Below are 19,573 nucleotides of genomic sequence, written 5' to 3'. Positions count from 1 at the left end.
CGCCCCGCCTTTGTTGCTCCCCGGTGTGACATTGCCCAGCCTCTTTATCGATAATAATTCGCATTAGTATCGTTTAAACGAACACTGCGACTTTTCGATTAAGGGACTTTTTCAATGGCTGCCCGGCAGGTTTTGCTCGACGAACTGCGCATACCAGCGGTGCGTGGCCAGCAACTGCTCATGACTGCCGCAGCCACTGACGCTGCCGCCTTCCAGCACCAGGATCTGATCGGCACCGCGCACCAACATCGGGTTGTGCGACACCAACACCACGGTGCGCCTGCCATGCAGCGCCTGCAGGCTGCGATTGACCCGTGCTTCGCAGCGCGCATCGAGGCTGGCGGTGGGTTCGTCAAGCAACAGGATCGGCGCCGGGGACAGCAGCGCGCGCGCCAGGCCGACCCGTTGCCGCTGGCCGCCCGAGAGTAATGCGCCGCCCGGCCCTACCTCACTGTGCCAACCCTGCGGCAGGCTGCTGAGCACCTCATCCAATGCAGCATCCTTGGCGGCGTGTTGCAGTTGCGCAGGCGTGGCTTGCGGCCGGGCCATGCTGACATTCCACAGCAGGCTGCCGGCAAACAGCCCGCTGTTCTGGAACACTTGCGTGAGGTGGTTGGCCAAGGTGTGTTCGCTTAGCTGGCGAATGTCCACCTGGCCGAGTCGTACTGCGCCGGTCTGCGGGTCCATGCCACGCCCCAGCAAGGCCAGCAGAGTACTTTTACCCGCGCCCGACGGACCGACAATCGCCGTGAACGTTCCCGGCGCGCAATGGATGTCCACATCCTTGAGCAACTGCTCGCCGCCTTCGCCGCAGATATTCAAGCCTTGCCCTTGCAAACTCGCATCCTGAGGCTGCTCTCCGGGGTGCGGGCTGTGCAGCGTCGGCACGGCCAACACCGTGAGCACTTGAGACAACGCCTGCCACGCCATACGTAAAGCCTGGTCCAGGTAAGCCAGTTGCGACAGCGGTTCGATGAAGCGCACCAGCAACACCAACACCGCCACCAACAGCGCGCCGGATAACTGCCCCGCCGCCACCGCCAGCACGCCACCTGCCAACACCAGCGAAAACACCACCTGCACCGCCGCCGCAAAGCCAAGCCCGCTGGGCAACGCACGGCGGTTGAGACGGTGCGTGGCCTGGTGTTGCTCGTGCAAGGCCTGACGCAACGCCAACTGGCCCTGGCTGGCATCACCGGCGCTGCGGATCAAGGCCTGTTGCTGCGCGAATGTCTGCAACAGCTGCCCGGCGCGACGGTCGACTTGCTGGCGCAGTTGCTCCAGCGCCAGGCTACGTCGCCCGGCCCAACGCAGCAGGGCGAACAACGGCAGATAAGCCAGGGCCAACGCCAGCGCCAAACGCGGTTCAATAAAGATCAGCCCCAGCACCACCATCGTCGGCGTCACCAGCGCCGTTACCAGCGGCGCCAGCAAGTGCGCCGGGATGCCCATGCTGTTGAACACCGGCCCGCGCACCAAGTCTTCCAACTGGCCCTGACGCGCCAATGGCAAGCGCGGCAGCTGTTGCACCAGTTGCGAGACCAGGCCGGCCGCCAACCCGGCTCCCGCCAGATAACCACGGCGCTGGGCAACGTAGCTGACCAAGGCCTGCAACAACGTCAGCCCCAGCAACAGCAGCACACTTGGCTGCACACTCTGTTGATCGAACCAGGCCAGTATCAGCGGCACCAGCGCCAACCCCGCCAAGCCATCCAGCACGGCGGCCAGTAGCATCCACCCCAGGGCGCCGCGCAGTACGCGCCGGGCCTGGTCGGGCAAATGACGCAACGGCGAAAGTACACTCATGACACGAACTCCAGTTGATCGGCCGTCGACATTTGCTCGTCCCACAGCTGGCGGTACAGACCGTCCACGGCCAACAACTGTGCATGACATCCGCGCTGCACAATGCGCCCTTCGCAGAGCACCAGGATCTGCTCGGCATGGGCGATGGTTTCCAGGCGATGGGCGATGATCAGCCGCGTGCGCCCGGCCGCGTCGTCGCGCAGTGCAGTACGCAAGGCGCGCTCGGTCTGCGGGTCGGTGGCGGAGGTGGGTTCGTCGAGCAACATGATCGGCGCCCGCGACAGCAGCGCCCGCGCAATCGCCAGGCGCTGCAATTCACCGCCGGACAGCCGCACATCATCGTCCACCACGCTGGCGTAGCCCTTGGGCAACCCCATGATCCAGTCATCCAGGCAGGCCGCCTTGGCCGCAGCGCGAATCTGTTTTTCACTGGCGTGCGGCTGATACAGGGCGATGTTTTGCGCCAGTGACAGGCGCAATGCCCCCGCCTGCTGAAACACCAGCGCCAGATGCTGCTGCAATTGGCGGCTGGCGATCTGCCGAACATCCACCCCGCCCACGCGCACATGCCCGCTGTCGACGTCCATAAAGCGGGCGATCAAACCGGCCAAGGTGCTTTTCCCCGCGCCGGAAGGCCCCACCAGCGCGGTGGTAGTGCCCGGTTCCAGGCGCAGGTTGATCGCCTTCAGTACCGTGACATCACCCTGGGAGAAGCTCACATCGAGCATCTCCACGCTGGCGTCCCGAGGCGATTGCGGCGCGTCGGGCTCGATCAACGGCGGTGTACTCAACACCTCCTGTAGGCGTCGGGCACTTGCGCGCGCGTTGTTCAGCGCATCAAAGCCGTGCCCCAGCGCCAATACCGGCGCTGCCATGGCGCGCACCAGCAGCAAAAAGCCGCACACCTGCACGGCGCCCACTTCGCTCACGCCGATAAATAGTGTGCCGAGTACCACCCAGGCCAACAGCCACGGTGCGCTGAGCAGGACCTGGATCAGCGCAGCAAGATGACCGGCGCGACTCACCCAATGGCTGAAGCGCTGATCAAACTGCTGCACCGCCTCTTGCACACGGCGATGAATGCCCGCGCTGGGAAATTGCCGGACCAGGCCCAGGTTGCCGGCGAACTGGCTGTAGTCGCTGAACAACCGCTGGATTGCGCCATTGCGCTGGGCTACGTCCTCGCGGTAATGCGCCGAGCCCAGGCGCCAATAGCCCAACACGCCCAATGCCAACGGCAACAGGCACCAGAGCGCCAGGGCACTGTTGCTCCACAGCAGGTAGGCCAGGGTGGCCATGGGAATCAACAGCAGGTTGACCAGGTCGGTCGGCGCATGGCCTACCAGTTGGTGCAAGGCCCGCACATCCTGCTCGGCGTAACGGGTGACGCCCTCGGGCCCCAGCCGTGCAAACCAGCCCAAGGGCAAGCGTTGCAGATTCTCGGCCAGGCGCACGCGCAGACGGTCACACAGGTCGGCGTCCACCTGATGGGTCAGGTGCAAGGCCAGGGTCTGGCCGCACAACCACAGCGCTGACGCCACCACCGCCACCACCACCCAGTTCAGTGCCGAAGACGCCAGCGGCGGCGCCTGGCGCAAGCTGTCCGCCAGTTGCGCCAAGGCTATCAGCGGCAGCAGCGAGCAGATCCCGGCGACGGCCTGCAACGCGATCGCCGCCCCTAAGCGCGCACGGAAAGGACGCAGCATTTCGCTCAAGTGGCTCATCGGACGTGCTCCAATGCCTGGGCCAGGCCGGCCGCCGGTAACGTCAGCGACGGCTGCTGCGGGAACCCGAGCGCCGCCGTCACCTGTTGCCATAGCCTCACCACTTCCAGGCTGCGCTGTTGCAGGCGCGCCAGCCCCACCCCCGTGATCAGCGGTTGCAATGCACTGGCCGCAGCTGTCGGCCAGACGCGGCGGTAAACCTGCGCCCAATCCGCCGCCGCGGCCTCCAACACTTCGGCGCAGGGCAGCGGCTCATCGGCCTGCGGCCCAAACAGGTCGAACACCCCGTCGGCATCTTGCACCGGCGCACGCACGGCCGGCAGCCACAGCAACGGTCCGTGGGGCGAGGCCAACAGCAACGTGCCGCTGTCAGTGGCGATGCTGATGCGCTGCAGCCTCTGCATGCGCCCGTCATCATCGGCGGCCAACTCATTGAGCACGCGCAACGACACCGGCACTTGCGCCATGACCAGGCTGATATCGCGCCAGGCCGACAGCGCCGGTGCCACGCAGTCCACCGACCATGGGCCTACCGACTCCAACAGCGCCGCCAGCACATCGAGGGTCGCGTAACTCACCTGCACCGCGCAGTCGGCGTCGATATGGCGAATGCCCTGTTGACGATGCAGCTGCCGCGCCAGCTCGATGAACCGCGCCACGCACGGCAACTGCGGGTAGAAACTGTTGAGCAGGCAGCGCCGATGCAGGCGCGCCGCCGTGCTCAGCAAGTCTTGCAGTTCCTGGGGCAGCAACGGGTGCTCGATCAGCACATCAATGCCCCGCTCCATCAGCGCTTGCGCCAAGGCGGGGCCCTGTTCGCCCCTTGCTGCGCCGCCCACCGCTACGCAAGCCAGTTGTGTGTCGGCGGGTACGTGGGCCAAGGCCTCGAAACACGGCACTTCGAGATAGCGAGCCAGTGCGCGGGAGCGACGACTGCCCTGCCCCAGCACCCCGACCAGTTCCAGGTGCTCGGCCGCAGCCACACCAACGGCGTAGAACTGGCCAAAGCGCGAGCCCACCACCAGGGTTTTCACAGGCATAGTCATGGGCGTTCCTCCAGCAAGTAACGACTCAGCCCGGCGTTCAAGCACTCGAAGTGATTGCCGCGCAGGGTCTGCACAGTCAGCGGCGCCAACGACGCCGCCTGCCACCAGGCCTGCAGAGAGGCCTGGTGATCGGGGATCAACGGGTTGGCGACACTCGGTACAAACAGGCGGATGGCGCCCACATACGGCGCGCCGTCGCTGTAGTGGCTGGCGCGCACGGAATGAGCGAACACCCGATACAACTGCTCATCGGCAATGCCCTTGGCCGCCGCCAGTACGCGGGATTTGAGCGCAGTGGCGTCCAGACCCAGGTGTTTGTCGAGCAACTGTTCAGCCGCCGGCAACCCCAGCGCAGCGGTGTCCAGCCCCAGGGTGCCGGCGAAGCTGTAGAGCATCTGCACTTCATCCTCCACCAGGTACGGAATGCGGTAGCTCGATACGATGTCCACCCGACGCACCTCGGCGCCCAATTGCAGCAGGGCCTTGGCCAGCTCCAGCGTTACCAGCCCGCCGGAGCAGTAGCCCAGCAAGTCGAAGCGGCGCCGGCCGCTGTCCCACAGCGCCTGGGCATAGCGTTTGCCGAGGGTGGCGTTGATATGCTCCGGCGGCAGGCTCAGGTAATCGTCGCTGTCATGCACCGCCAACCCCAGCAACGGGCCGCTGCCGGCCAGTTCGGCGATCAACCCGCGATACGGCAGCAGCGTGCCGAGCCCTTCATGCACCAGCACTCGCGCGGTGCCTTCACCCACGGCCAGTTGCGTCAGCGCATCCACCCGCCCGCGCCCACCCAACGGCGCACGGCGGGTGTCCGTGGAGGGCACCACTGCGGGGGCTTCACTGCTCGACTCACTGCGCAAGCGCTGGGCCAGGCCTTCCGGGGTCGGCTGGCTGAGAGCCCAGCGCAACAGGCGGTCGAAGGGTTGCGCACGGGCCAATGGCTCTTGCTCGCGCAAGCCGGCGATCAATTGTGCGATCAGCAGCGAGTCACCACCGGCGCCGAAGAAATCCTGATCCGCCGACACCCCACTGCAATCGAGTACTCGCTCCCAATGCGCGATCAAGCGCTGCACCAGCTCATCCGCCACTTCCGTGCGCGCACGGCGTGCCGGTTCGAGCTGGCGCTGCTCGGCTTGGGTGGTCAGCGCGCGGCGGTCAATCTTGCCATTGGCGGTGACCGGCAAGCGGTCGAGTATCCGCACCTGCGCCGGCACCATATAACGCGGCACGCGCTCGGCGATGAAGGCCAGCAACGTCTCCTGGCTCAGTAATGGCCGGTCGGTTTTCACGCGTGCGACCAACAGGTCGTAGCCCAGCAGGTGCAGCACACTGTCGGCCGACGCCAGCGATTCGGCCTGGTCGCCGGCCTCGCTGTTCAGCCACGCCAGCCACTGGTCCGTATGCACGAACAGCTGCCCGGAGGTGGCGCGCACGTCCTGCGGCGTCTCCATCATCAGGCTTTGGCTGATGCTGATTTCGCGGTGTTCGCGGGTCAGTTCCTGGATCACCAGCCAGGCATCGGCTTGCAGCAATTGGCGTAACCCGGCGAGCAGGCGCGGTGTATCCAGGGCGTTGTTCAATGCGCCGGAGCTGAGCAGCAGGTCCAGGGACCCCGCGGCAAGCCCTTGTTCGCAGGCGGGTTTGTTCATGTCGAACGGCATGAAGCGCACCCACGGATACGCGGCAAAGCGTTCGCGCGCAGCGTTAAGGAAATAGCTCGACACGTCGGAAAACACATAGTCGATCTGCACCCCGTCCGCCACCAACGGCGCCAGCGCCGGGATGATCAGCGCACTGGCGGCACCGGTGCCGGCGCCCACTTCCAGGATGCGCCAGCGGCGCTGGCTCTGGCGCGCAACGATCGCGCAAACCGCCTCGGCCATGGCCCGATGCAGCACTTGGGCATGCTGGCCACGGCTGTACATCGCCTCGGCAATATGTGCCGAGCCCTGCGGGAACATCAGGCTTGCCGGGCTCAGGCGCCCGTCCAATTGCTCGGCCAGGCGGGTCGCGCTGGTGCGCAGGTAATCGACCAATTCCAGCGGCCAAAGACCGCTCGGCGCCAGACGGGCGAACTGTGCCCAGGCATCGTCCTGACTCAGGTCAGCCGTGCTGACCTGGCAGCGCCAACCGTCATTGTCCGCACACAGGTAGCCGCTGTCGGTCAACAACGTCAGCCAATGCCGCAACAGGCGATGCTGACCGGCGTCGAGTTGCAAGGCCTGGCACAGCGAGTCGAATGCCACGGACTGCCCCGGGATCAGCAAGCCACTGCCGCCCAACCAGTGCAGCAACGACACATCCGCCGCCCGATCCAGCGCCGCCAGTGCCGCTTCGATGGCGGCGCGCGGGCCGAAATCCGCGTGTTCAAGGGTGTGGCGTGCCTGGCGCAGGACTTCGTCCAGCTGCGTGCTCAGGTGAGGCGCAGGCGCGTTGGTGTGCAGGGTGACGAAGCTGCACAGCGAACGTTCGTGACGCTCGCCGAGCAACACCGTGGTACTCGCGGCGATCTGCGGATGGGCCAGCCAGCCCGCGTCGATTTCCGCCAGTTCGATGCGGTGACCGCGAATCTTCACCTGGTCATCCTGGCGCCCAAGAAACTCGATCAAGCCTTCTGCGTCCAGGTAACGCCCCTGGTCACCCGTGCGGTACAGGCGACGCCCGCTGGCATGGGTAATGAACCGCTCGGCGCTGCGTTGCGGGTCTTCGGCATAACCCAGGGCCAGGCCGAGTCCGCCGATATGAATCTCACCACGCACGCCCACCGGGCACTGGCGGCCCAGCGCGTCGAGCACTTCCAGGGTCTGGTGCTTGAGGGCCCGGCCGTAGGGGATGCTCGGCAAGGCCGTATCTTCGGCACGAATGGGATGCTCCACCGACCAGATCGCCGCTTCGGTGGCGCCGCCCAGGCTGAACAACTGGCTTTCGGGCCAGCGTTGCCACCAGCGCGTCGGCAGCGTGGTGGGAATCCAGTCGCCGGACCACAGCACACAGCGCGGCCCGGGGATTGCGCCGGGCTCGGTCTCCAGGTAATCCACCAGCATCTGCCCTTGTGCGGGCACCGAGTTCCACAAGGTGATGCCGTGTTCCTGCATCAATTGCGCCCAGTGCGAAGGATCGGCGCCGCGCTCGGGGTCGGGCAGCACCACCTGCGCACCGACCGCCGTGGCGCCGAAGAAGTCATACACCGACAGGTCGAAACTCAACTCTGCCAGGCCCAGCACGCGGTCATCGACGTTCACCGCGTAGCGCTGGTTGATGTCATCGAGGGTGTTGACCACCGCGCCATGGCTGAGCATTACGCCTTTGGGCGTGCCGGTGGAGCCTGAGGTGTAGATGATGTAGGCCAGGTCCGCGGCCTCTACCGCCAGCGGCTCACGGGGTGGCCAATGCGGGTCGGCGGCAAGCGTATCGATGGCAATGCGCGGAAGTTCAAGGGTGTCCGGCCATGCCTGGGCTTGCAGGACAATCACCGCGGCAATCCCCGCGTCGCGCAGGATCGCCTCGCGGCGCAAGGCCGGTTGGCGGATGTCCACCGGCACATAGGCCGCGCCCATCTGGGTAATGCCCAGCACCGACATCAGTTGCCAGGCACTCTTGGGCAGCATCACCGCCACCCGCGCCCCCGGCTGCACGCCGAGCGCTTCAAGCGCCTTGCGCACCGCGGCGGCATGCTGGGCGACCTGACGATAGCGGTAACGGCCGTCGCGGTCACTGATCACAAGGGCATCCGGAGTTCGCCGCGCCTGTTGGGCGAAGCCGTCGGCGATATTGCGCGCTGGGGCGCTGGCGTGGATTGGCGGGTTTGCCTGCTGCGCGGGCAGCACGATATCGCCACGCGCTTGCCACAATTGCGGGTCGCAGGCCAAGCGTTGCAGCAAGTCGACGTAGGCTGCGAACATCTGCGCGGCCATGCCCTCGGGCAACACGCCGATGCGGACATCCCAGCCGATCTGCAAACCGCCGTATTGGTCGCTGACCTGGCAGTCGATCCACACTTGCGGGGTTTGGCTGATCATGTAGCTGGGCGGCTGCAACACACGCCCGGCATCGCCGAGCATGCGTTCGACGCTGCCGATGCCACTGGTGAACACCACCGGCATCAGGTCGGCGCCACGCCCTCGCACACGGGCCAGTTCGCGCAGTACCTCAACGCCGGTGAAGCGGCTGTGGTCGAGGTCATCGAACAGCTGCGCGCCGATACGCCGCGCACGCTGGACAAAACTGGCGCCCTCGGTGCCGTCCACCGCGAGCAGGCTCAGCGCGGTGAAGTCTCCCACGACCTGGTCCAACTGCGGGTGCAGGTTCGGCCGGTTGAGCACGGTGAGGTTCAGGCAAAAGTCCGGGCTTTGGCTCCAGCGCCCGATCACCTCGACAAACGCGGCCAGCGTCACGCCCGCCGCGCTGAGGCCTTGGGCGCTGGCAAGGGCGCACAGGGCGTTCCATTGCCCGCTGCTCAACACGCCATGGTGGTGGGCGAAACGCGTGGAGCCCAAGCCCGCGTGCTCGCTCAGCGGCAGGTCCGGACGCCCGGGCAGGCTGTCCAGGCGCGCCAGCCACCACGCCTTGTCGGCGTGCCAGGCGGTGCTGCCGCGCGCTTGCTGTTCGTGCTCGAGGTAGTCGCGAAAGGTTGCTTCCAGCGCCGGCCAGTGGCGCGTCGGTTCCAAGTAGCGCTGGGTGAGTTCTACCAGCAGCAGTTGCAGGCTGGCGTAGTCGAACAAGGTGAAATCCACCGAGCAATGCAGGATTGCCTGCTCGCGTCCCACGCTCAGTTCGGGCAGCAGGATCGGCCATTGATCGAGCGCATGGCAGGCATGGTCCAGGCGCTTGCGCACGCTGTTCAGGTGCGCCTCGAACGCCTCGGGCGTGGCGTCGCGGCGGTCATGCACCGGCAGCTGTTGCCATGGCACCTGGGCTTGCACACGTTGCTGATGGTTATCGACCACCGCGCGCAGCATCGGGTGACGTTGCACCACGGCGTTCCAGGCCTGTTCAAGGTGCCCGGTGTCGACGTTCGCCGGCCACGGGTATTCGACATACAAGTGGCAAGCGTTGCCGCCATAGTCAAAGGCCGGGTTGCGCCCCAGTACATAGGCGCCCTGTACCGCGCTCAAGGCGAAGGGTTGCAGCGCCTGCTCCGGCTGTGCGCGCCATTGTTGGGGCGCGAGATGCACCAGCAGCGCTGGCCGCTGGGCGCGAATACGCTCCGCCAGGGCTGAGTCCAATGCGCCTTGAGGCGCGCGAAAATGCAGCTTGCCGTCAGTCGCCCAGAGTTCGATCTGGCGTTCACGGCAGATGTGCAGCACATCATCCAGGCTCATAACACGCCCTCCTCGATAGCCACTTCGCCGCTGCGCACCAACAGCGCGGCCATGCCTGCCAATGTCGGCTGCTGGTAGAAATCGCTCATGCGCAGGCTGGTGCCCAGTTGTTCACGCACGCTGGCCAGCAGCCGCGTCGCCAGCAGGCTGTCGCCGCCCAGGCTGAAAAAACTCGCCTGGGCGCTGCGCACCGGCCGTCCCAGGATGGCCTCCCAGCACGCGGCCAGGGGCTGTAGCTCGGCACTGAGTTCGCCGTCTTCGTTGTTTGCCGGTTGCCTGCGTTGCAACGCGGCGCTGAGGCTGGCGTGCAGGCGCGCGCGGTCGATCTTGCCGTTGGCATTCAGTGTCAGGCGCGGTACGGACCACAGATGCTCGGGCCGCATCGCCTGGGGCAAGCGTTGTTGCAGCCATTGGTCGAGGCTTTCAGCGGTCAGGGTTTCATCCGCCGCACGCGCACTCAACAGCAGCATCGCGGGGTTTTGCCACAGGCATTCCAGGTGGCGAAAACCGCTCTGGCCGAGCAGGTGCGCCAGTTCGGCAGCGTCAGGCAATACCGGTGCGCGCTCATCCAGCAGCGCCGCGCTGACCAGCCGCAACGGCGAGTCGCGCAGCAGGTCGGCCAGCAACAGGCGGCCTTGCGGCTTGAGCAGTGCCTGCGCCAGATTCAGCCCATCGCCGGGCTGAGCATAACTGTGCAAGGCCGCGAAGCTGATCACCACGTCGTACTGTGACCAGTGTTCAGCGGGCAGCACGCCCTCCACCAGCAGTTGGCTTGCCACGCGCCGGCGCTTGCCCACGCTGGCCGCCAGCAGGCCGGGGCTGCTCTCGAACAAGGTCAGTTGCACGTCGCGCGAACTCGCATGGTTCAGCCATTGCTCCAGCAACTGCCCGCCGCGCACATCCAGCACCGCGACTTTCAGCGGTGTGCCGCGGTGTTGTTGGAGCGCCTGGCTCAGGGTGTCCAACACCTGGCGGCCCGCCGGCAGGTTCAACGCCATGGCCTGCGGTGCCAGCAACGGATCGAACAACACTTGCGAGGCGCCGTCTTCGGTGCGCAACAGCACCTGCAAGGCACCGACCATGCGGTGCAGATCCGCCTCGCGCCACCCTAAGTGCGCCAACGCGTCGTGCAGGCTGAGCGACTCGACATGCTCGGCCAGCCACTCGCGCCACGTGTCGAGCAGGGCGCTGGGCGGCGGGTCTTGCAGCAGGCGGCGCAACAGCTGCGCGGTGACCTGGTGTTCTGCGGCCAAGGTGTCGTCGAGCATCGAGACGGCCGGCAACGCCTGCGCCGATGCAGATTCAGGGCTGATCACCACGGCCGCGCCGAGGCTGCCTTTCAAGACGGCGGCACAGGCGCTTTCAACCCGTGGGTGGGCGGTGAGCGCCGCTTCGATTTCCCCCAGTTCGATACGCTGCCCGCGCAGCTTGACCTGCTGGTCCATGCGCCCGAGAAACTCAAGGGTGCCATCGGCCCAGAAGCGCCCGCGGTCGCCGGTGTGGTACCAACGCCCGTGCTCATCACTGCGAAAGCGCTGTGCGGTCAGCAGCGGGTCATTGCGATACCCCCGCGCCAGGCTTGCGCCACCGATCAACAGTTGCCCGATCACCTGGTCCGGCACATCGCGCCCGGTGGCGTCCACCACCCGATACGCCTGGCCGGCCAAAGGCTTGCCATAGGGAATCGACGGCCAGTGGTCGGGGACCTCATCAATGCTTTGCAGGTTCGACCAGATACCCGCCTCGGTGGCGCCGCCCAGGCCGTACACGCGGCACTGCGCGGTGGCGTGGCGCCGCAGGCGTGCGGCGAGGTCGAGGGCAATCCAGTCGCCCGACAGCAACACCGCCCGCAGGCTTCGGTAATCACAGGCATCGGCGCCGACGCCCAGGGCCATTTCCAGCAATGCCGGGGCCGAATTCCACAGGCTCACGCGGTGTTCGGCGATCAGTTGCGCCCAACGCGCCGCATCGCGGGTTTCTTCAGGTTGCAGCAGCACCAGGCGAGCGCCCTGCCCCAGCACGCCAAACAGATCGTACACCGACAAGTCGAAATCCAGCGCCGACACGGCCAGCAGGCAATCATCCGGCGTGACCTGCAGTTCGGCCTGCACCGCGTCGATCGTGTTGATTGCGGCGCCATGGCAGACTTCAACCCCTTTGGGAATGCCGGTAGAGCCCGAGGTGTAGATCACATACGCGCTGGCGCGCGGCGATAGCGTTTTCGGCGCGGCCAATGGCGCGGACTGCTCAAGCACCGCCGGGTCAAGCCATTGCAGCGCGTTGCCCGGCGGCTGGTCGGCAATCACTCGGGTGATGCCCGCAGCCGATTCGATCAGGCTGCGCCGCGCAACCGGCTGTGCGGTGTCCACCGGTACGTAGCAACCACCGGCCGCCAGCACGCCGAATACGGCGGCGATCTGGCGAGGCCCACGCGGCAGGCAGACCTCCACCGCCTCGCCCTGACGCATGCCAGCCTCAAGCAAACCCGCCGCTATACGCAGGGCTTGGGTGGCCAGATCGTTATATGTCCAGCGTTGCGCGCCGCAGATCAGGGCGAGTGCGTCGGGTTGTCGGGCACTTTGGCGAAAAAAGTCTTCGAGCAGGCCACGCCCCGGCGCCAACGCCGGCAGGCTGTTCTGCTGGTCGCGGCGCGCCTGTTGCGCCAGCGGCAACAACACCGGTTGCGGCTGGTTCCAGTCGCTGTCGGCGAGACGCTGCACCAGCTCGACATAAGCGCTGAACATCGCCTGCGGCACGCCTTGCGGGAACAGGTCGGCAACGCTGTCCCAGGCCAGCAGCACACCGTCCTCAAGCCGATACAGTTGGTGGTCGAGCCACACTTGCGGGGTTTGCGAGAGCATGTCGTGCAGGTCGCCAAACACCTCGCGAAAGCTGGCGGGGACAAAACCCGAATCGCTCAGGTTGCAGGAAAACACCACCGGCGCGGAACGCGGATGACCTTGGCTACGAGCCTCACGCAGCACTTCCAGCGCGGGAAACGCCGCGTGGTCGATGGTGGCGTGCAAATCGCGCTGGTAGCGTCGGGCGCCTTCGGCAAACGGCAACTGCGGTGCGTCTTCACACGCCACCAGCAGCAAGGTGGTGAAGTCGGCGATCACCTGATCGATGGATTGCTGGTCATCGTGACGGTCGAACAACGGCACATTGAGCAGGAAGCTCGACTGTTCACTCCAGCGTGCCAACACCGCGTTGAATGCCGTGGCGAACACACTGGGCAACGTCAGGCCATGGGCCGTCGCCTGGCGTTGCAGGCGTTCGGCTTCTGCGTGACTGAGTACGTAAGCCTGGCGGGTAAACCGTGGCGCACGGATCGATTCCGGGGCACAGGCCAGCGGCAGTGCGGGGCCGTCCGGCAACTGCGCAAGGCGTTGGCACCAATACTCACGATCTCGCGCATACGCCTCTGCGCGACGTTGGCGGCGCCGGCCCAGGTAGTCGGCAAATTGCACGTCCGGCGCGGGTGCAAGCGCGGCCGGCGCCTGATAGGCCTGGCCCAGTTGCGCCATCAACAGGCGCAGGCTTTCCACGTCAACCGCCAGCAGGTCGACACTCAACCACACACGATCACGGCCTTCGGGCAACTGCACCAGACCGACCAACAACACCTGGCCCGCGTCCACGGCCAGGCATTCATGCGATCGCCATTCACGCAGCGCGTGCCAGGCGTCTTGCGCAACCGCTTGAGTGTGGTGGCGCCAATCCTGATGGTCGAAAACCGGCAATTGCGTTGCGCCAAGAATGCGTTGGCGGCCGTCGTTGAAACTGGCACGCAACATCGGGTGACGCGCCTGCACGCACTTGACCGCCGCTTCCAGGCGTTGCGCATCGATGCCCTGGCAATCGAATTCCAGCCATGCGTGGCAACTGATATTGCCCAGCACTTCGGCGGGCCCGCGCCCCAGCCAGTACGCCTGTTGCACCGCGCTGAGTTCAAAACTGTCGTCGGCTGCGCTCAACGGGGCGACATCAGCCACCTCCACACGTCGCACCGCCTGGCCATGCAGCAGGCCAAGCCAGGCCGCGAGGCTGGGTTCGGCGCTGAGTTGGGCGAAGTCGACCCGCAACCCATGGCTGCGCAGGCGCTCCTGCAAGTACATCAGGCGGATGGAATCCAACCCGCAGCCCAAGAGGTTTTCCTCATCGCCCAGGCTGTCGATTTCTTCCACGGTAGCGCCCAGCAACTGGGCAAGGTGTTCGATCAGCCATCTGCGCAGTGCGGTGGTGTCTGCTGTTGTCAGCTCGCTCATGAAAAGCTTCCTGTGACCCGTCTAGATAAAGTCCCTGGCTCACCAAGATGGAAGCCATTCTCAATTGGAACTCTATCGCAAGCGGTTTTTCAGAAAGCGCTCAGGGCTTTAGATAAACAGGCCTTTTCATTCGATTCAGAGACACCGTGCCGTGATCAACGGATTTCGCTGGGCGATACACCATAGCGTTTGCGAAAGGCGATGGAAAAATGCGCCGGGCTGAATCCCACGCCATAGGCGACGGTAGACACATTGCTTTCCTCGTCGCTGAGCATGCGGTGGGCTTCGTTGAGACGATGTTCGTGCAGGTAGCCGAACACGCTGGTACCGAACACTTTGCGAAACCCCGCCGTCAGTTTGCGCGGGCTCATGCCCACGTGGCTGGCCAGGGCGTTCAGGCTGGGCGGTTCGAGCAGCGAGCGCACCAGACGGTCCCGGGCGGCGTGTACACGCTCCACATCCGACGAGGTGATGCGCAGCTTATGCTCCGGCTGCCCGCGCTCACCGAGCAGGAACTGCGCGCTCAACGCGGTCAATTCCAGCGCCTTGCCACCCAGGTACAACGAGCGGCTCGGGCCCTGCATCGGGCACGTCGCAATTTGCGTGGCCAGTGCCTGCATCGCGCGCGGAGCCGGGCGCACCATCATGTACGGGTCGCCGCCGCCACTGCTGAGCAGCTTGCGCGGGGCCAGGCCGAGATGGCGGTCGAGGGATTCGAGGTCCAGCTGGACGATGGTGTAGCGCAGTGGCGTGGTGGTGCCGTAGATCTGCGACGAGGTGAACTCGCCGTCGTTGACGATGGTGCACAGGCTCGGCCCCTTGATCGACTGCTCGCTGTGCCCGGGGATGCGGCACGACAGCTCGCCACTTTGCACCAGAATCAACTTGAGGCCGCGCTCCAGCGGGTCCTCGACCCAGTTTTCGCTGTCTGACCACAACGTGCCGGTGACCAGGGTCATGTGCGGGTCCAGGTAGACCGTTCCGGGTTGGTTGCCCTTGGGTTCGGCCTGCGTCTCTTGTCGACTGGGGGCGATGATCGTAATAGTCATTGGGTTTTCCCTTGATCCTGAGGCCATTACGCGGGGCCTGACCTGAATGAGGAGGAGGCTTTTAAACCGTAAACCTCCCTGTTTATAGCCGCTGTGTATTTCATCTAATGAAAAAGTCACAGGTCCGAAAGCCTTGGCGTTGAGAAGCGCTCGGCGAAGGACAATGATAATAGATCTCATTTAGACGTTTGTAGCCAATTATTTCTACAAATAGGGGATTCCATGTCATTGCACACCTGCGCACCCGATTCAGACAGCGTTGGCGACGCGCCCGACTGGCCTGCCGCGTTCGCCGAACGCTACCGCCAGGCCGGTTACTGGCAAGACCAGACCTTCGCTCAGGCCCTCGATACGGTCGCCGCGCGCACCCCATCGGCCATCGCGATAACCGACGGCCCCTTGCACCTCAATTACCGCAGCCTGGCAGACCGCTGCCGGCGCCTGGCTGGCGGTTTGCACGCGCTGGGGATCGCAGAGGGCGACAATGTGGTGGTGCACTTGCCCAACGGCACTGCGTTTATCGAAGTGTGCTTTGCGTTGTTCCGCCTAGGCGCCCGGCCGATCCTCGCCCTGCCCGCCCACCGTCAACATGAGATCGGCGGTTTTTGTGGCTTTGCCCAGGCCTCGGCCTACATCGGCTGCGCTCAATTGGAGGGCTTTGATTGCCGCTCGATGGCGCGCCGACTGGCCGCTGCCAACCCGCTGTTGCGCCACGTGGTGATCGACGGCGATGCGCAGGAGTTCACCGCGTTGAGTGAGCTTTACAACAGCGCGCCGCTGGAACGGGACGCCGGTCGCGCCGACGCCGTGGCGTGTTTCCAGCTGTCGGGAGGCACCACCGGCACGCCAAAGTTGATCCCGAGGCGGCACGCCGAATACCTCTATAACGTGCGCGCCAGCAGCGAAGTCTGCGAGCTGGATGCGCGCACCGTTTACCTCACCGCGTTGCCCATGGCGCATAACTTCACCCTGTGTTGCCCGGGTGTGATCGGCACCCTGCTGGCCGGTGGGCGCGTGGTGTGTACGCGCCGCTCGGACCCGGAGTCCTGCTTTGCGCTGATCAGCGAGCAGCGTGTCACCGTCACCGCCTTGGTGCCGCCGCTGGCGATGCTCTGGCTGGACGCCCAGGACCAGCGCCAGGCCGACCTGTCCAGCCTGCGCGTGCTGCAAGTGGGCGGTGCGAAATTGCTCAGCAGCGCGGCAGAACGGGTCACGCCGACGCTGGGCTGCACCTTGCAACAAGTGCTGGGCATGGCCGAGGGGTTGTTGTGTTTTACCCGCCTGGATGACCGCCCGGATCTGCTGCTGCATACCCAGGGCCGTCCGCTGAGCGCCGATGACGAAGTACGCATTGTCGATGAACAGGGCCAACCGGTGCCCGAGGGTGAAGTGGGTGAACTGCAAGTGCGCGGCCCCTACACCATTCGCGGCTACTATCGCCTGCCCGAACACAATGCCCGGGCGTTCACCGCCGATGGATTCTATTGCAGCGGTGATCGGGTCAGGCGCACCGCCGACGGTTACCTGGTGGTCGAAGGTCGTGACAAGGACCAGATCAACCGCGGCGGTGAAAAAGTCGCTGCCGAAGAAGTGGAAAACCTGCTGATCGGCCATCCCCAGGTACACGACGCCGCACTGGTGGCGATGCCGGATGCGGTGCTCGGCGAATCCACCTGTGCCTTTATCGTCGCCCGTGACCCGGCGCCCTCGGCCTTCGCACTCAAGCATTACCTGCGCGGCCACGGCCTGGCGGCGTTCAAGGTGCCGGACCGTATCGAGTTCGTCGCACACTTCCCGCACACCGGCGTGGGCAAAGTCAGCCGCAAAGACCTGCGCGAGCGCCTGCGCCAGGCCTGGCTGCAGAGTGTCGCTTCGTGAACCTGCACGACGAACGCTGGGTACGCGCTTATCGACTCACGCCCATGCCACGCTGGCGATGGGTGTGTTTCGCGCATGCCGGGGGCAGTGCGAGTTTCTTCCGCGACTGGGTCCATGCCCTGCCCGCCGACATCGACCTGTTGGCCATCCAATACCCGGGCCGCGAAGACCGTTTCAGCGAGCCGTGCCTGACCGACATGCAGCGCCTCGCCGACGGTGCCGCGCACGCGTTGTCGTGTTACGCCGACCGGCCGCTGGTGTTGTTCGGCCATAGCCTGGGGGCGGTGGTGGCATATGAAGTGGCGACGCGCCTGGAACAACGGGCAATCGCCGTCGACCACCTGTTCGTGTCCGCCCACCCCGCGCCGCAGCGCCAACGCGGCGGGCAGTTGCACCTGGGCCCCGACGCGGCCTTGCTGGACGATGTGCGGCGCCTGGCCGAGCGCCCCAATGCGTTGCTGGAGAACCCGGCCCTGTGCGAACTGTTCCTGCCCGGCTTGCGCAACGATTACCGCATCGTTGAAACCTACACTTGTGCGCAACCGCGGCCACTCAAGAGCCGCATCGGGGTGTTCTACCCCGAGCAAGACCCGGAAATCGAGCTTGATGAAGCCGTGGCCTGGCAAGCCGCCAGCCTCCAGCCACTGCACCTGCAGCGCTGGCAAGGCGGACATTTTTACCTGGTCGAACAGCGCCAGGCACTCATCGACGCCATCGTCGCGACGCTGTCGACCCCATCGCCCTCCTTGAAGGAAACCTGTCAATGAAAACCCCCGACGCCTGTGATGGCCTGCAGGACATTCGTCACGCCATCGATTCACTGGACCACCAGATCGTCGACCTCATGCGCCAACGCATGGCTTACGTCAAAGCCGCCGCGCGCTTCAAGCCGACCGAAAGCAGCATCGCCGCGCCCGAACGTGTTGCCCAGATGCTCCCGCAACGCCGCGAGTGGGCCGAGCAGGCCGGGCTGGACCCGCACTTCGTCGAAACCCTGTTTGCCCAGATCATCCATTGGTACATCGGCCAGCAAGTGTTGCACTGGCGTGCGATGAGAACGCTGGCATGAGGGCCTTTGCACCGTTGCACGCTCATGCCGAGGGGATGACCGAGGTGTTCGAGCACGCCCAGCGGCGTGCCGTCGAACAAGGTGAACCGGTGTTAGCCAGTTACTCGATGAGGATCGCCCCGCTGGACTTGCTGGCGCTGTTTGGCAGCGTCGACCAACCTGGCGCCGAGTGCCTGTTCTGGCGGGCGCCGGAAGACGACAAAAGCCTGTTCGGCTGGGGGGTGGCGGCGGAACTGAGCAGCGCGGGCCCTCAGCGTTTTGCCTCGGTCGATGCGCAATGGCGACACTGGCTGCAAAGCGCGGTGATACACGGCCCGCTGGCGCCTTCGGTGTGCGGCGGCTTTCGATTCGATCATCAGGTCAAGGCCAGCCCCGCCTGGCAGGGTTTTGGCGATGCGTCCCTATGGCTGATGACGTTATTGTTGGTGCGCGACGGTGCAGACTGTTGGCTGGTGTGCCAACAGCGCGTCGCGCCCAGCGATGCGGCGCGTTGCTGTTGCGAGCACGTACTGAAGGAGTGGAACACGCTGATGGATCGCTACGTCAGCGGCGCGCCCCCGACGGCTGCACGGCAGCACACCCGCGACCAGAGCCTGCCGCGGGTCTGCTGGGAAAGCAAAGTCGCGCATGCCCTGGACGTGTTGCGCGACACCGCGTTGAACAAGGTGGTGCTGGCGCGGGAAGTGGTCAGCGAATTTTCCCGGCCCATCAGTGCCGGGCGCACCTTGGCCGCCCTGGCGATCAACGACCCCACGGCGTACTTGTTTGCGTTTCGACGCCACCACGCGTGTTTTATCGGCGCCTCCCCGGAGCGCCTGGTCAAACTGCACGACGGTCACCTGCAAACCCTGGCGCTGGCGGGCACAGCCCGGCGCGATCCCTGCCCGGAGCAGGATGCGCAACTGGCGCAAACGCTGCTCGACTGCCAGAAGAACCAGCATGAGCATGCCGTGGTGGTGCAGATCATTCAGCGTGACCTGGCGCCCTGGGTACGCCCGTTGCACGTTCCCCCGGCGCCGCACATCAAGCGGCTCAGCCGCGTGCAGCACTTGGCGACGCTGATCGAAGGCGCACTGCGCCCGCAGAGCAGTTTGCTGGACATGGTCGCAGTCCTGCACCCGACGCCCGCCGTCGGCGGCCATGAACGCGGCCAGGCGCTGGAGCATATTCGCCAATTCGAGGGCTTTGACCGTGGCTGGTACGCGGCGCCGTTAGGCTGGCTGGATGCCCACGGCAACGGCGAATTCATCGTCGGTTTGCGCAGCGCTTTGCTCAACGGCAACCAAGCCCGTCTATTTGCCGGCTGTGGCATCGTCGAACACTCCGACCCTGCCAGCGAATACGACGAAACCTGCATCAAATTGGCGGGCATGCGCGCCGCGTTGCAGGTATAACCCGCTGCCCGATGCTTGAAT

10 protein-coding genes are annotated in these 19,573 nt (G+C 65.4%); 4 read left to right on the top strand and 6 right to left on the bottom strand.

Annotated features, from left to right (window positions below; translation table 11 throughout):
- Nucleotides 1-111: 111 nt before the first annotated feature.
- The 6 genes from ACP7E3_RS13715 to ACP7E3_RS13690 all read right to left on the bottom strand — a co-directional run bounded on the left by ACP7E3_RS13715 (nt 112) and on the right by ACP7E3_RS13690 (nt 15,211).
- Complete coding sequence (locus ACP7E3_RS13715; protein WP_426123377.1) at nt 112-1,806, bottom strand: ABC transporter ATP-binding protein; 1,695 nt, start codon at nt 1,804-1,806, stop codon at nt 112-114.
- Complete coding sequence (locus ACP7E3_RS13710; protein WP_426123375.1) at nt 1,803-3,530, bottom strand: ABC transporter ATP-binding protein; 1,728 nt, start codon at nt 3,528-3,530, stop codon at nt 1,803-1,805. The genes ACP7E3_RS13715 and ACP7E3_RS13710 overlap by 4 nt, the downstream gene beginning before the upstream one ends.
- Nucleotides 3,527-4,576, bottom strand: coding sequence for a Gfo/Idh/MocA family oxidoreductase (locus ACP7E3_RS13705; RefSeq protein ID WP_426123373.1), 1,050 nt, complete (start codon nt 4,574-4,576; stop codon nt 3,527-3,529). Before ACP7E3_RS13705 ends, ACP7E3_RS13710 begins: the two co-directional genes overlap by 4 nt.
- On the bottom strand, nt 4,573-9,894 hold the full coding sequence (locus ACP7E3_RS13700; protein ID WP_426123371.1) for an amino acid adenylation domain-containing protein: 5,322 nt from the start codon (nt 9,892-9,894) through the stop codon (nt 4,573-4,575). The genes ACP7E3_RS13705 and ACP7E3_RS13700 overlap by 4 nt, the downstream gene beginning before the upstream one ends.
- On the bottom strand, nt 9,891-14,162 hold the full coding sequence (locus tag ACP7E3_RS13695) for an amino acid adenylation domain-containing protein (protein WP_426123370.1): 4,272 nt from the start codon (nt 14,160-14,162) through the stop codon (nt 9,891-9,893). Before ACP7E3_RS13695 ends, ACP7E3_RS13700 begins: the two co-directional genes overlap by 4 nt.
- Nucleotides 14,163-14,317: 155 nt before the next feature.
- The gene (locus ACP7E3_RS13690; RefSeq protein WP_017849084.1) at nt 14,318-15,211 is read right to left on the bottom strand and encodes a helix-turn-helix domain-containing protein; all 894 of its coding nucleotides are present in this window, start codon (nt 15,209-15,211) and stop codon (nt 14,318-14,320) included.
- A gap of 222 nt (nt 15,212-15,433) precedes the next feature.
- Between ACP7E3_RS13690 and ACP7E3_RS13685 the strand changes: the two genes are divergently transcribed.
- The 4 genes from ACP7E3_RS13685 to ACP7E3_RS13670 are packed head-to-tail and all read left to right on the top strand — an operon-like array spanning nt 15,434 to nt 19,552.
- Nucleotides 15,434-17,089: a (2,3-dihydroxybenzoyl)adenylate synthase gene (locus tag ACP7E3_RS13685; RefSeq protein ID WP_169881079.1), complete on the top strand. Its 1,656-nt coding sequence runs from the start codon at nt 15,434-15,436 to the stop codon at nt 17,087-17,089.
- A complete protein-coding gene (locus ACP7E3_RS13680) occupies nt 17,086-17,856 on the top strand; it encodes a thioesterase II family protein (RefSeq protein ID WP_269783918.1) in 771 nt (256 codons plus the stop codon). The genes ACP7E3_RS13685 and ACP7E3_RS13680 overlap by 4 nt, the downstream gene beginning before the upstream one ends.
- Nucleotides 17,853-18,158, top strand: coding sequence for an isochorismate lyase (locus tag ACP7E3_RS13675; RefSeq protein ID WP_169881080.1), 306 nt, complete (start codon nt 17,853-17,855; stop codon nt 18,156-18,158). The genes ACP7E3_RS13680 and ACP7E3_RS13675 overlap by 4 nt, the downstream gene beginning before the upstream one ends.
- A complete protein-coding gene (locus tag ACP7E3_RS13670; protein ID WP_426123367.1) occupies nt 18,155-19,552 on the top strand; it encodes an isochorismate synthase in 1,398 nt (465 codons plus the stop codon). The genes ACP7E3_RS13675 and ACP7E3_RS13670 overlap by 4 nt, the downstream gene beginning before the upstream one ends.
- Nucleotides 19,553-19,573: the final 21 nt, after the last annotated feature.

The organism is Pseudomonas sp. PSPC2-3 (genome assembly GCF_049898265.1).
Lineage (GTDB): Bacteria > Pseudomonadota > Gammaproteobacteria > Pseudomonadales > Pseudomonadaceae > Aquipseudomonas > Aquipseudomonas veronii.
This window is presented reverse-complemented; position numbering and strand designations above follow the sequence as displayed.

Coding starts and splice junctions, on each gene's coding strand:
- ACP7E3_RS13700 (WP_426123371.1), bottom strand. CDS start 9,894: ATGAGCCTGGATGATGTGCTGCACATCTGCCGTGAACGCCAGATCGAA.
- ACP7E3_RS13705 (WP_426123373.1), bottom strand. CDS start 4,576: ATGACTATGCCTGTGAAAACCCTGGTGGTGGGCTCGCGCTTTGGCCAG.
- ACP7E3_RS13685 (WP_169881079.1), top strand. CDS start 15,434: ATGTCATTGCACACCTGCGCACCCGATTCAGACAGCGTTGGCGACGCG.
- ACP7E3_RS13670 (WP_426123367.1), top strand. CDS start 18,155: ATGAGGGCCTTTGCACCGTTGCACGCTCATGCCGAGGGGATGACCGAG.
- ACP7E3_RS13690 (WP_017849084.1), bottom strand. CDS start 15,211: ATGACTATTACGATCATCGCCCCCAGTCGACAAGAGACGCAGGCCGAA.
- ACP7E3_RS13695 (WP_426123370.1), bottom strand. CDS start 14,162: ATGAGCGAGCTGACAACAGCAGACACCACCGCACTGCGCAGATGGCTG.
- ACP7E3_RS13675 (WP_169881080.1), top strand. CDS start 17,853: ATGAAAACCCCCGACGCCTGTGATGGCCTGCAGGACATTCGTCACGCC.
- ACP7E3_RS13715 (WP_426123377.1), bottom strand. CDS start 1,806: ATGAGTGTACTTTCGCCGTTGCGTCATTTGCCCGACCAGGCCCGGCGC.
- ACP7E3_RS13710 (WP_426123375.1), bottom strand. CDS start 3,530: ATGAGCCACTTGAGCGAAATGCTGCGTCCTTTCCGTGCGCGCTTAGGG.